Genomic DNA, 14,122 nt, shown 5'->3' with positions numbered 1-14,122 from the left:
TATGAAAATCAACACTTTAAACCAAAAAATAACATAAAAAAATATAAAAAATTTAAGCAAAATAAAAGGGCTGATCATTTTATTTATGATACAGCCCCTTTTTTTATGAAAGTCATTTGTTACTTCCATCTTGTTAAGGCTTATAAATACATATTCGAAAATTGCCAATGCAGTACAAAATACAATGTTCAATTAGTGCTTTTGATTATTATGAAAGTTTTGATTGTTTTTCAAACTCAGCCTTTTCTATTTTGTACCAATTGTGTGCTATTCCTTCAAGTTCAAAAATTTCAATAAATTTTAGACCTAAATTTTTTAAAATTTTGTTCGATCCATTATTTTCACAATCTGCAATAGCGTAAACTTCATTCAAATTAAGCTCTTCGAAAGCATATGTTAAAGAAGCTAGTGCTGTTTCTGTTGCAATTCCTTGTCCCCAATATTTTTTAATTAAGCGATAACCCAGATCATAATAGTTTTTATGATTATTTGTTTCATCTGTAATAAATTTTAAGCCTGTCCAGCCGATAAATTCATTTGATTTCTTGTCAATTATTGCCCAACGGCCAATGCCATTACTTAAGTACTGAGTCCTTATAAAATTAATATTATCAATAATCTGGTCTTTGTTTTTAACTGGTTTATTTCCTAAATATTTATGCACTTCTGGGTTAGTATCAAGCTCGAAAAATCCATCAACATCTGTTAATAGTAACTCTCTTAAAATGAATCTTTCGGTTTCTGCAAATATTTTCATCTTCTCGATTTTGATCGGTTTCTAGATTTATTTTTTCTGCCTAAACAACCATTTAGGAATTTCATCATTTAAAAGCAATGGAATGTTAATGTTATCGTGGTTTAATTCTGTATAAGTTTTGAATGTTATTTTTTTACTATTCCTTAATTTTTCAAATAGCTCAACACTTCCTTTATACGGATTTTCAACATCCTTTTCACCGTGGATAAGAAAGATATTTTTGTTTTTCATAGCTTTTAAATTAGAAAAATCGGGAACAGCTGCAATTGAAACCATAGCTGCAAATTTTTTAGGCGCTATGCTTGACAGGTTCTGTGCTGTTGAAGCACCCATCGAATATCCAATTAAATATATTCTAGATTTGTCTATATTGGAATATTCTTGCTCTAAAGCATTCAATAAATCCAGAACTAAATTAATTTTATTGCTGGGTTTAGATACCAAAATACCATTTTCATTTTCCGAATAATTTGAAGAACGTTCGTTAAACTGCGGTGCAATAACCAAGCAGTTATAGTTTTCAAAAATCTCATCTCTCAACCAGATTTTTGATAATGGCTCTAATTGTTTTTCATTATCATTTCCAATGCGTGAAGAGTTATGAAAAGTTATAACAAGCGGATATTTTTTGCTTTTATCATAATTTTTTGGAAGTAAAAGTCGGTAAGGTAATTCCTGATTATCTTGTTTATAAATTCGCTTTTCGAAATTATCATTAGATATTTTATTTAAAGTTGCTCTGGCATTTATAAAAGTTAAACTATCAACTTTTAAATTATCCGAAGTTCGGATCTGAGCTATTGCAATAGAGGTATTTAGTAGAATTAGAGTGAATAGATAAAAGAATTTGTTTTGCATAGAGCCGTCTGAAGCGATGTATAATTGTTAATTTGTGCCTAATATAGAAATTTAAGTAGATTAGATTATCTGTTAAAATTATAATAAGGCCTATTAATTACTGCAAACCGCTTTACAACTTCAGGCAAAAAGCTTTAAATCTTATTTCCTTAAAGTTAATATTTAAAATATACTTGTCCTCGGAATCCTGTTTTCTGATTTATATACAGAAGGCGATATTCCAGTTTGTTTTTTGAAGTACTTTCCAAAGAATGAAGACGTTGCGAACCCTAATGAAAATGAAACTTCGGAAATATTTAAAAAGTAATTATTGAGTAGTATTTTTGCTTCGCCTATAACCATTTCATCAATGAGTTCGCCAGCTGTCTTTCCGGTAACATATTTAACAACTTGCGAAAGATGCCTTGGTGTAATACATAGTTTGTTTGCATAATAAATTACCCGCTTTTCCTTTCTAAATTGCTCAGAAAGGAGATTTAAAAAGTTGGTAGTCAATTCTAGTTTGCTATCTCTCTTGGCTGGTTCTAAACTAAATCTCTTATTTCCCAGCAATATCATATCAAAAAGTATTTCAATAAAACTATTTCGAACAATGTCATTTCTCTGAGGTATGTCTAAAGGAAGCTTTAACTTTTTTTGCAAGGCTAATATATCATGATAGAGGTCGGTATATTCTTCTTTATTAAGTGAAAATTTATTGATGCCCTGAGTTCTAAATATCCTGTAGTTTTGGGCAGTATTTAGAGATATACCTTGGTTTGTTAAATATTTTTTGCTGAAACCAACTTTAATAAAAGATATATCTTTTACGTTATCTATTTCATAAATAGAATCAGGGAAAATAAACAGAACATCCTTTTCCTTTAAGGTTTCTTGTATGAAATTAGTTTTAATATTAAGCCTTCCTTTAATAATAAGTATAAAAGCATACGATGTGGCACGAAAGGCTTGGTTAAGGCAGAAACTGGGAATCTGATTTTGTAAAGTGCTAACTTCTAAATCTTCTATTGAAGGAAGATTGTTGTCGATATTAACAACTTCATTGCTGTTATTAATTAGCTGTTGCTGCATAGATCTTTTTAACTCGTAACAATTTTTTAACAGATATTTTTTGACTCTTATCTATGCTTTTCTCAAGGAAAATTAAGCCACTGCTTATTCCTGATTTTACCCTAAATATCTGATTTTTTTAACGCAAACAAATCTAATATATCAATCGAATTTTTAAATTTATTTTTTTAAATATGACTAATTTATGATTAGTTGTTAATCTTTTGATTGATTTTTGGTATTTAATAACTGCTTGATATATAGTTTTTTATTATATGTGTAATGCTTTTTTATATCGTTAAAGCCTGTGTTTTGCCATTTTACCTTTTTATAATAAAAGTCAATAGGTCGAAAGGTCAATTCATTTAAATGTCACATTTTTTAAATCCACCATTTTGACCAATAGTTCCCACTTTTGAACCTTTTTTTTAGGTGAGTTCCATGTTAAAATTGCGTTATCAAATTGTTCGAGAATAATGATCTGATTTCACTTGATTACTATAATGCAAGTAAAAGCAATAGTGTAACCGGGTTTTTAATAAATGTTAAAATAACGCAGAATTACAATTCAGTATGCGCAAAAAATTAAGAGATAGAATCGACGCATTTACGGATGCATCAACTATAAAAGAGAAAGGACTTTATCCTTATTTCAGGTCAATAGAATCTGCTCAGGATACTGAAGTGATTATTGATGGGAAAAAAGTGCTCATGTTTGGATCGAATTCTTATCTGGGCTTAACCAATCATCCTAAAATAAAGGAAGCAGCAAAAGCGGCGATTGATAAATATGGAACTGGATGTGCAGGTTCCAGATTTTTAAATGGTACACTAGATATTCATTTAAACTTAGAAAATCGCTTAGCCGATTATGTTGGCAAAGAGGCTGCAGTGCTTTTTAGTACTGGTTTTCAAGTCAATTTAGGTGTAATTTCTTGCTTACTTGATAGAAATGATTACTTGATTTTAGATGAATATGACCACGCATCGATTATAGATGGAAGCCGTTTATCTTTTTCCAGAACGATAAAATATGCCCATAACGATATGGATGATTTGCGAAAAAAGCTAAGTAGATTACCTGAGGATGCAGCTAAGTTAATCGTATCTGACGGTATTTTTAGTATGGAGGGTGATTTGGTCAATTTGCCGGAATTAGTTCAAATTGCTGATGAATATGGAGCCAATGTAATGATGGATGATGCCCATAGTTTAGGTGTTATTGGTTTTAATGGTTCTGGTACGGCATCTCATTTTAACCTTACAGATAAGGTGGATTTAGTAATGGGGACCTTTAGTAAATCGCTCGCTTCATTAGGTGGTTTTATCGCTGGCGATACTTCGACTATCGAATTTATAAAACATCGTGCCCGTGCTTTAATGTTTAGTGCAAGTATGCCACCATCTGCAGTTGCAAGCGTAATTGCCGCTTTAGATATTGTAGAATCTGAGCCAGAACGCATAGATAAACTTTGGCAAAATACCAATTATGCTAAAAAACTGTTAACCGAATCTGGTTTCGATATTGGCCATAGTAACAGTCCAATTATTCCGGTTTACATCAGGGATAACACCAAAACTTTTATAATTACCAATTTACTTCAAGAAAATGGAGTGTTCGTAAATCCGGTTGTTTCTCCAGCTGTTCCATCAGATTCTTCACTAATCAGATTTTCGTTAATGGCTACCCACACTTTCGAACAGATAGAAATCGCAATAGAAAAGCTTACAGCTGCATTTAAGGCCGTTAATGTTGATTTGGTTGGCGCACAATTATGAAAAATATAATTAGGGTATCCACTAAAAAAGAGTTAGCTGCATTCATCGATTTTCCGCACGAGCTGTATGCAAATGATACTAATTATGTGCCCGAGCTGTTTATTGCGCAACGCGATTTACTTTCTCCAGGCAAACACCCATTTCATGAGCATTCAGAAATTCAACTTTTTTTAGCTTACGAAGAGGACAAAATTGTAGGGCGAATTGCTGCGATTAATAATACGAACCACAATAAGTTATACAACACTAAAGAAGGCTTTTTTGGTTTTTTTGATGCTGTAAATGACCATGAGGTAGTTAGTTTGTTGATGGATGCTGTTAAAGATTGGCTCAGCACTAAAGGATTCAATAAAATTTTAGGTCCTGTAAATTTATCTACAAATGAAACCTGCGGATTATTAATTGAAGGTTTTGACGGACCACCGGTTGCCATGATGCCTTATAATGCAGCTTATTATCTACAAAGATTAGAGCAATTAGGATTTGTGAAAAATGTTGATTTACGAGCTTATCGTTACACAACGGGTAATTACAGCGAACGATCGGTTAAGCTTTTAGATAAGATTGAAGAGCGCTTGCAACGGAATGATATTGTGATCCGCAAAATCAATATGAAAAATTTCAATGCAGATAAAGAAGCTATCCGAGAGGTTTATAATAAAGCATGGGATAAAAATCTTGGTTTCGTACCGATGACGGATAAAGAATTTGATTATACAGCAAAAGACTTAAAGCTTATTCTCGATCCCGATTTTTGCATTCTGGCGGAACAGAAAGGTAAAATTGTAGGTTTTGCTTTAGCTATTCCCGATATCAACCAAATTCAGATAAAAATAAAACGTGGACGATTATTTCCAACAGGATTAATTAAGCTTTTAACGGGCAAGAAAAAAATTGATGGCATTAGAATTTTGCTGCTTGGTGTAATTGATGGTTACCGTAAAATGGGTATTGAGGCTTGTTTGTATGGCAATATTATCAAGAGTTTTTCTGCCAAGAAAATGAAGTATGCGGAGGCCAGCTGGACGCTTGAACATAACGACATGATTAACAGGCCAATTGAAGATATCGGTGGCGTATTATACCGAAAATACAGAATCCTAGAGAAAGCGATATGAAAAAGCGGGTGTTGATTACCGGCGCTACCGGATTTGTGGGCTATCATCTGATTAAAGCGGCTTTAGCTAATGAACTTGAGGTATATATTAGTGTTCGTTCATCAAGTAACGTTGCCCATCTTAAAGATTTCAATATAAATTATGTTCATCTAGATTTTGAGTTGATTTATCAATTGAGAAATCATATTGATGAGAAAAAGTACGATTATATTATCCATGCAGCTGCAACAACGAAAGCTAAAAATCGGGAAGAATATTTCCGTATTAATGCAACATACACCCGAAATCTTGCGCTTGCGGCAACTGAATCAAAACATAAAATAAAGAAAATGGTCTTCGTGAGTAGCTTGGCTGCTCGAGGCCCTTTAAAAGATGATGCAGATTTGTCTTATCCTGTAACACTGTATGGAAATAGCAAGGCCCTTGCAGAAACTTACTTAAGCAAGATGACTGACTTGCCACTAATTGTTTTTCGCCCAACTGCAGTTTATGGCCCACGTGAGAAAGATATATTAATTCTAATTAAGAGCATTAACTCTGGTCTAGAGCTTTATGTGGGTAAACAGCAACAAAAATTAAGCTTTGTTTATGTAACAGATTTGGCCGAAATAATTATAGAATCGTTGCATTCTAAAATTGTTCATAGAACCTATAACGTTTCTGACGGGATGGTTTACGATAAGTTTTCGCTTGCTAATTACGCCAGCAAAGCGTTGCATAAAAAGCCTTTTACGCTTAGTTTACCACTAAGTGCTGTAAAGGCGCTAGCCTGGAGTATGGAGAAGTCCTACAGTTTATTTAACAAGGTGCCAGCATTAAATATGGATAAAATAAAGGATTTGAGCGCATCGAACTGGGCTTGCGATATCGAAAATTTAAAGGAAGATTTTGGCTTCGAACCGAAATATCAATTGGAAAACGGGTTAAATGAAACAATCGCCTGGTATAAAGAAAATAAGTGGTTATAAATAAAATTAAATAAAAATTAGAATGAGAGAACAAGTAAAATCGGCTGACGGAAAGCTTGGAATATTGATGCCTGGTCTTGGCGCTGTTGCAACTACCATGATTGCTGGCGTAGCCGCAGTAAAAAAAGGTTTATCAAAACCAATTGGCTCGTTAACCCAGATGGGTACAATCCGTATTGGTAAAAGAACCGAAAAGAAAGAACCTAAAATTAAAGATTTTGTGCCTTTGGCAAATCTCGAAAACCTGGTTTTTGGAGGTTGGGATGTATATGAAGATAATGTTTACGAGGCTGCACTTAATGCAAGGGTTTTAGATGCCAATCTTTTACGTGATGTACGTGAAGAATTACAGGCAATTAAGCCTATGCGTGCTGCATTTGATAGAAATTATGTGAAAAACTTAACGGGCACACATGTAAAACAGGCCGATAACAGATACGAATTGGCGCTTGAGGTAATGGAAGATATTAAAAGATTCAAAGCCGAAAACAACTGCGATCGTGTTGTTTTGGTTTGGTGTGGCTCTACCGAAATTTATTTCGAACCATCTGCCGTTCACGAATCTCTTGCCGCTTTTGAGCAAGGTTTAAAAGATAACGACCCGCTTATTGCGCCAAGTATGATTTATGCTTATGCAGCGTTGAAATTGGGTGTTCCTTTCGCCAATGGTGCGCCTAACTTAACTGTGGATATCCCGGCGTTAATTGAATTGGCTAAAGAAACCAATACACCAATTGCTGGTAAAGATTTTAAAACAGGTCAAACTTTGATGAAAACCATTTTAGCACCAGGATTAGCTGCCCGTTCTTTAGGCGTTAATGGCTGGTTTTCTGATAATATTTTAGGAAACCGTGATGGTTTGGTTTTAGACGACCCAGATAACTTTAAAACAAAAGAGGTTTCTAAACTTGGTGTACTCGAAGATATTTTTAAACCAGAACTAAACCCTGATTTATATGGTGATATGTACCATAAAATCCGCATCAATTATTATCCGCCTCATGGAGATAACAAAGAGAGCTGGGATAACATTGATATTTTCGGCTGGTTAGGTTATAAAATGCAGATTAAGATTAACTTTTTGTGCCGCGATTCGATTTTAGCAGCACCAATCGTTTTGGATTTGGCTTTGTTTATGGATTTAGCTAAGAGAGCAAATATGTCTGGCATCCAGGAATGGTTATCATTCTATCTGAAATCGCCACAAACCATTCCGGGTGTGCCTGCAGAAAATGATATTTTCAAACAGTTAATGAAACTTCAAAATACCTTGCGCTACATCATGGATGAGGAATTGATTACGCACTTAGGGCAAGATTACGAAGAAGAATTTGTAGAAACTTTGTAGTGTTGTTCCATAAAATCATATCTACAGGCCTGGGAATTGGGTATATAGGCAAAGGGGCAGGAACCATCGCTGCAATAGCGACCTGCCTTTGCTGGTATTTTTCGCAAACGATTTATACAAACCCATATTTATGGCCTGTTCTTGTCACTTTGTTTTTAACACTTATCGGTACAATTAGTGCTAATGTAGTGGAAAATGAATGGGGTAAAGACCATCAACGTGTTGTGATTGATGAAGTTGCTGGAATGTGCATCGCTTTGATTGGCGTTCCATTAAAGCCAGTTTATATTATTTTGGGTTTATTGCTTTTCAGGTTTTTTGATATTCTGAAACCTTTGTACATCCGGAAAATGGAAGCATTACCTGGTGGGTTAGGCGTAATGGCAGATGATGTATTGGCTGGGATTTACTCAAGCATAGTGCTCCAGATATTCATCAGTTTCGAATTTTTTTAAACTCCATGTTTAGGTATCTGAAGGCTCAGGCATCATCATTAACAGCCACGGCTGTAGATTTTTTAGTTACGCTGGCTGCGGTAAATCTTTTGGGTTTCTGGTATTTGAGTGCAAGTATATCAGGGACGGTAACAGGAGGGATAATCAATTTCTACATTAATAGAAATTGGGTTTTTATTGCCACTAAAAGTGTACTTAAATGGCAGGTTCTTAAATATATTTTAGTTTGGATTGGCAACTTTTTACTCGTTACCCTTGGAGTTTATTTACTCACCACTTTTTTTAATATCAATTACATGCTCTCCAAAATGCTGGTATCAATTTCAGTTGGTATGAGCTATAATTATTACATGCAAAAGCAGTTTATTTTTACCCGTTAGATGAAGCACAAATTCAAAATTTCATTTTTTATTGGTTTGTTTTTGTTATTAAGACTGTGGTTTAATGGCGATGTTTTTGCACAATCAACAGTGGTTTCTGGAACTGTTCGCGACGCCGTAACCAAAGAAACCTTGCCCAATGTATCCGTTTTTTTTAAAGACACAAAAATAGGTACGCAAACAGATATCAATGGAAATTATACCATCAGCTCACCCGAACCGCAAAATGCATTAAGCTTTAATTACGTTGGTTATGTGGTAGCCAATAAAAATATTATGCCATCGGTAACTCAGCACGGAGATGTAATGTTGGTGCCAAGCTCAAATTCGCTTGATGAAGTAATCATTGTCGGCGGAAAAAAGATTAAATATCGCAATAAAGATAATCCAGCTGTTGAATTAATTAGGCAGGTTATTGCCCATAAAGATGAAAACCGCATAAAGAGTTATCAAACAGTAAGCTATCAACAATATGAGAAAATGTTGTTTTCGGTAAGTAATGTTTCCGAAAAATTTAAGAGCAAGAGAATGTTCCGAAATTATCAGTTTCTATTTCAGGAACAGGATTCTACATTAATTGGTGGAAAAAATTTGTTGCCTGTTTACATACAAGAGAGCCTGTCTGATAAGTATTTGAATAAGGAGCCAGAAAAAAATAAAACGGTTGTTGTTGCACAGAAACAAGTTGAATTTGATAGCCGTTATATTGATAATAAAGGAATGAAAACCTATTTCGATAGGATGTATCAGGATATTGATATTTATAAAAACAATATATCTGTTATCAGTAACGATTTTTTAAGTCCCATTGCTGATGGAGCACCAACGTTTTACAAATTTTTTATTACCGACATTTTAAAAAATCGAAAGCCTCAAATCATTGAGCTTTCATTTACGCCACGCAATACGGGCGATATGCTTTTTGAAGGCAAAATATATGTAACTAATGATGGCAATTACGCCATAACGGGAGCATCTTTTGGTGTTAATAAAAATATCAATCTGAATTTTGTTAGGGCATTGAAAATCGATTTAAATTTCGAAGCCAACACAGCCGGGAAATATAGTTTAAGCCAAAGTAAGTTACTTGCAGATTTTGGTATAGGCAAAACAAAAGGCATTGGTTTTACCGGAGAGCGCACCGTAACCTTTAAAAAATATCAGTTCGATGTGGCTTTACCAAACACAATTTTTGAAGGAAAAAGTACAGTTGTATTGCCTGATGCGAGTAAAAAGAACGATTTATATTGGAAAGAGAATAGATTGGACACCATTTCTGCCAATCAGTTAAAAATTTATGAGAACATAGATACGCTGCAAAATCTGCCATCATTTAAGCGAACAATGAAAGTTGTTACCTTGTTGTTTGCCGGTTATCAAAATCTTGGCCCTTACGAAATCGGACCTGTAAATACATTTTATAGCTTTAATAATGTAGAAGGACTGCGTTTGCGTTTAGGCGGAAGAACTACACCCGAACTGAGTAAACGTTATTATTTCGAAAATTATGCAGCTTATGGCTTTAAAGATGAAAAGTGGAAGTTCTTTTTGTCTGCAACTTATTCTATCAATAATAAATCAATTTACGAGTTTCCGCAACATTATCTTCGGGCAAGTTTTCAACGGGATACTAAAATACCAGGACAGGAATTGCAGTTTGTACAGGAAGATAATTTTCTGCTTTCGTTTAAACGGGGTGTAAATGATATGTTATTATACAACGATTTTTATCGTGTAGATTATGTAAAGGAATTTGAAAATCATTTTTCTTATACCGTTGGGTTAAAAAAATGGAGCCAAACGCCTGCCGGAGGATTATTTTATAAAAACGATGCAAATCAATTCGTTAATAGGTTAACCACTAGTGAGGTTTCTTTGTCGTTGCGATACGCTCCAAACGAGAAATTTTATCAGGGAAAAATTTATCGTGTTCCCATTGCCGACCGCTATCCTGTTTTTAACCTTAAATACACTGCTGGTTTAAAAGGTGTTTTGGGTGGCGAATATAACTATCACAATATAATGGGTAGTATTGATAAAAGATTTTACCTCTCGCAACTCGGTTATAGCGATGTAACCTTAGAGGGTGGCTACATTGCAGGCAAGGTTCCTTTTCCGCTATTAGATATTCATAGGGCAAACCAAACTTATGCCTATCAGCTTAATTCTTATAACCTAATGAACTTTCTTGAGTTTGTGAGCGATCATTATGTAAGCATCAATATTGACCATAATTTCAACGGTTTCTTTTTTAACAAAATCCCATTACTAAAAAAGCTTAAATTAAGAGAAGTCGTTTCATTTAAAGCATTATATGGCGGCCTTCGAGATGAAAATAATCCTTCTTTAAATTCAAATTTATATCAGTTACCAGATTATGAAAATGGTGCAAAGAGAACTTATGCTTTAGGGAACGACCCATATATGGAAGGCAGTGTTGGAGTTGGCAATATCTTTAAACTACTCCGTGTGGATTTGGTTAAGCGCTTTAATTATTTAAATCATCCTGAGGTTTCGGAATGGGGAATAAGAGCTAGGGTAAAATTCGATTTTTAAAAAAAACAGATTATGAACTTGAGAGACAGCCTTCAGCAGGGCATATATAAAATCATTAATCCATTTGTAAGAGGATTAATTAAAATAGGTTTAACGCCAAACGCCGTTACCACTATTGGTTTAATTCTTAATGTCGGTGTGGCCGTAATTTTTGTTTTAGGGGCAGAAAAAACAAACCGTGGCGACATGTCTTACATTGGTTGGGGTGGTGCCTTAGTGTTATTCGCCGGACTTTTTGATATGCTTGATGGACAAGTTGCAAGACTTGGAAATATGAGTTCTAAGTTTGGTGCGCTTTACGATTCTGTGCTTGATCGTTACAGTGAAATGATTATGTTTTTGGGGATTTGCTATTATCTTGTGGCCCATCATTATTTTCTGAGTTCGTTATTTGCTTTTATCGCTTTAATTGGCTCTATGATGGTGAGTTACACCAGGGCAAGAGCCGAAGGGCTTGGTGTAGAATGTAAAGGCGGTTTAATGCAGCGACCAGAACGTGTAGTAACCATTGGTGTATTTGCCATTGCTTGTGGCGTAGCTGGCCATTTTATCGGCGGCGATTACAAAATTTATATTTCTGGTATCTCTTTTCATGTTTTTGAAACCATGTCGATATTTACTTTGCCAATAACTTTAATGGCATTATTAACCAATATTACAGCGGTAAATAGATTGCAGGAGGCGAAAAAAGGCTTGGAGGCTCAGGAACAAGAAGAAAAGAATACCAGTAATAAAGCTGCGTTAATTATTGGTGTTATGCTTTCAATCGGGTTAGTGGGAACAAGCAAATTTGCAAATGCGCAAGACCCATCACCAATTACATTTCCGGTTCCAAAAGATATTACCAATCAACTTTTTTATCTGCAACGCGACCCCAATACCAATACCATCATTTGCCAGTTGAATGTAGATAAACATGGCGAAGTTAATACCACTAATCCGGTGAATGTTTTCTGGATGCGTTACGATGATAATGGAGAAAAGAAAGAACTAAGTTACATTCAGCGGAAATTTGCTTACGGAATTTTAACTAAAAATTTTGGAAACGGACAATTCGAACTTCGTTTTACCTCACATAAAAAGCTGCCCATGTATCTTAATAAATCGGCAGCAGATAAAAGATACCATGTTTTTGCCACGATTAACAATAAGAAAGTTCAGGTAGAACGTATTTTTTTAAGAATTGAAGGTGGTAGCTTTTGGTTGCCAAATGTAAAATATGTAGAAATTAAGGGGTTTGACGCAAACCAACCATCAAAAGTATTAGTAGAGCGAATTAAAATTTAAAAAGTATGAAAAAGAATTTTGTTTCAAATTCATCATCATCCATCAGGATGTTTAAAAGTGATTTTATGGAAAGTCTTTCGAAGGTTAAATACTATGTGCCGCTAATAGTTTACATACCTGTTATTGCTTATCTTTTCTATAAATCTTTTGCAGAAACGGATATTTCATTGATGAATTTTGCAGGATGGTTTGTGTTTGGTTTATCCATCTGGACAATAACTGAGTATTTTTTACATCGTTATGTTTTTCATTTCGAACCTCACGCCGAATGGGGTAAAAAGATTCATTTTATCTTTCATGGTGTACACCACGATTATCCAAATGATGCAAACCGATTGGTAATGCCGCCGTCAGCAAGCATTCCGATGGCATTAGCTTTTTATCTGCTTTTCGATTGGTTATTACCTAATACGAAAGTTTATCCGTTTTTCTCGGGATTTATGATTGGATACCTTTTTTATGATATGGTTCATTATGCTTTGCATCATGCTAATTTTAAAAGCGGTTTTTGGAAAAGATTAAAGCAACATCACATGTTACATCATTATTCAGATTCTACTAAAGGTTATGGTGTAAGCTGGACTTTCTGGGATAATATTTTCAATTCCAATTTTGATAAAAAATAATATGCAACAAAATATAGCTGAGGAAAATTCATTTTATAAGCTTAGAACGATTGTTCTCACAGCAATTATTTCCCTGACTTATCTTTTGCTATCTTCTGTTTTGGTTGGTTTTAAAACCGACCAACTGATACTTTTATTGATTTTTAACTCGCTTTTTTATATTTCTTCTGAAACCAGAAAATTCATTTTAGGTTTTTCAATTTTTATAGTCTATTGGATTTTATTCGATTACATGAAAGCCTTTCCAAATTATCTTTTTAACCATGTTCATCTAGAAGATTTATATCAATTAGAGAAAAAACTCTTCGGAATACATTTAAATGGATTGTTGCTCACTCCGAATGAATATTGGAAATTAAATACCAGTCATTTTTTGGACGTAATTACAGGCTTTTTTTACCTGATGTGGGTGCCAGTTCCACTGGCATTTGCAACTTATCTTTTTTTTAAAAATAGAACACAGTTTGTTTATTTCTCGCTAACTTTTGTATGGGTTAATTTGTTGGGTTTTGTTATTTATTATGCGTTTCCTGCAGCACCTCCTTGGTATGTGCAAGAACATGGTTTTAAATTTATTCCAGGAACAATCGGTAATACGGCTGGTCTATCTAGGTTTGATCACTACTTTAATATTCATCTTTTTCAAGGGATATATACAAAAGGTTCTAATGTTTTTGCTGCTATGCCGTCATTGCATTCTGCTTATCCAATCATTGTATTCTATTATGGAATTAAAAATAAGCTAGGTCTTGTTAATCTATTTTTTGTTGTTGTAATGCTTGGGATTTGGTTTGCTGCGGTCTACAATAGTCATCATTATATACTCGATGTTTTAGCAGGAATAATGTGTTCAATAGTAGCGATTGTAACATTAAATCTTTTTTTTGGTATAAAAGTTTTCAAATTTTGGTTCCATCGATTTTTAAGGAGCATTATATAA

Annotated in this window: 13 protein-coding genes; 10 read left to right on the top strand and 3 right to left on the bottom strand. The window is 34.2% G+C overall.

Features of this window, described 5'->3' with window-relative positions; genetic code table 11:
- Positions 1-208: 208 nt before the first annotated feature.
- The 3 genes from ACFOUY_RS14310 to ACFOUY_RS14300 form a co-directional block, all read right to left on the bottom strand.
- Positions 209-757, bottom strand: coding sequence for a GNAT family N-acetyltransferase (locus tag ACFOUY_RS14310; RefSeq protein WP_378961523.1), 549 nt, complete (start codon positions 755-757; stop codon positions 209-211).
- A gap of 27 nt (positions 758-784) precedes the next feature.
- Complete coding sequence (locus ACFOUY_RS14305; protein WP_378961522.1) at positions 785-1,615, bottom strand: carboxylesterase family protein; 831 nt, start codon at positions 1,613-1,615, stop codon at positions 785-787.
- Positions 1,616-1,777: 162 nt separating this feature from the next.
- Positions 1,778-2,686: a helix-turn-helix domain-containing protein gene (locus tag ACFOUY_RS14300; RefSeq protein ID WP_378961520.1), complete on the bottom strand. Its 909-nt coding sequence runs from the start codon at positions 2,684-2,686 to the stop codon at positions 1,778-1,780.
- A gap of 552 nt (positions 2,687-3,238) precedes the next feature.
- On the opposite strand from ACFOUY_RS14300, the gene spt reads away from it, so the two are divergent.
- The 10 genes from spt to ACFOUY_RS14250 are packed head-to-tail and all read left to right on the top strand — an operon-like array spanning position 3,239 to position 14,122.
- Positions 3,239-4,444: a serine palmitoyltransferase gene (gene spt / locus ACFOUY_RS14295; RefSeq protein WP_378961519.1), complete on the top strand. Its 1,206-nt coding sequence runs from the start codon at positions 3,239-3,241 to the stop codon at positions 4,442-4,444.
- A complete protein-coding gene (locus ACFOUY_RS14290; RefSeq protein ID WP_378961518.1) occupies positions 4,441-5,562 on the top strand; it encodes a hypothetical protein in 1,122 nt (373 codons plus the stop codon). The genes spt and ACFOUY_RS14290 overlap by 4 nt, the downstream gene beginning before the upstream one ends.
- The gene (locus ACFOUY_RS14285; RefSeq protein ID WP_378961517.1) at positions 5,559-6,530 is read left to right on the top strand and encodes an NAD-dependent epimerase/dehydratase family protein; all 972 of its coding nucleotides are present in this window, start codon (positions 5,559-5,561) and stop codon (positions 6,528-6,530) included. Before ACFOUY_RS14290 ends, ACFOUY_RS14285 begins: the two co-directional genes overlap by 4 nt.
- A gap of 22 nt (positions 6,531-6,552) precedes the next feature.
- Positions 6,553-7,878: an inositol-3-phosphate synthase gene (locus ACFOUY_RS14280; RefSeq protein WP_378961516.1), complete on the top strand. Its 1,326-nt coding sequence runs from the start codon at positions 6,553-6,555 to the stop codon at positions 7,876-7,878.
- 2 nt (positions 7,879-7,880) lie between these two features.
- Positions 7,881-8,333: a phosphatidylglycerophosphatase A family protein gene (locus ACFOUY_RS14275; protein ID WP_378961514.1), complete on the top strand. Its 453-nt coding sequence runs from the start codon at positions 7,881-7,883 to the stop codon at positions 8,331-8,333.
- A gap of 5 nt (positions 8,334-8,338) precedes the next feature.
- Positions 8,339-8,713, top strand: coding sequence for a GtrA family protein (locus ACFOUY_RS14270; RefSeq protein ID WP_378961513.1), 375 nt, complete (start codon positions 8,339-8,341; stop codon positions 8,711-8,713).
- Positions 8,714-11,269, top strand: coding sequence for a DUF5686 and carboxypeptidase-like regulatory domain-containing protein (locus ACFOUY_RS14265; RefSeq protein WP_378961512.1), 2,556 nt, complete (start codon positions 8,714-8,716; stop codon positions 11,267-11,269). It abuts the gene before it with no gap.
- Positions 11,270-11,281: 12 nt separating this feature from the next.
- Positions 11,282-12,556, top strand: coding sequence for a DUF4833 domain-containing protein (locus ACFOUY_RS14260; protein WP_378961511.1), 1,275 nt, complete (start codon positions 11,282-11,284; stop codon positions 12,554-12,556).
- 5 nt (positions 12,557-12,561) lie between these two features.
- Positions 12,562-13,182, top strand: coding sequence for a sterol desaturase family protein (locus ACFOUY_RS14255; protein WP_378961510.1), 621 nt, complete (start codon positions 12,562-12,564; stop codon positions 13,180-13,182).
- 1 nt (position 13,183) lies between these two features.
- Entirely contained in the window at positions 13,184-14,122 is a 939-nt protein-coding gene (locus ACFOUY_RS14250) for a phosphatase PAP2 family protein (protein ID WP_378961508.1), read from the top strand.

The organism is Pedobacter jamesrossensis (genome assembly GCF_042650905.1).
Taxonomy (GTDB): domain Bacteria; phylum Bacteroidota; class Bacteroidia; order Sphingobacteriales; family Sphingobacteriaceae; genus Pedobacter; species Pedobacter jamesrossensis.
The sequence above is the reverse complement of the archived record's forward strand: the minus strand, read 5'-3'. Positions and strand labels throughout refer to the sequence as shown.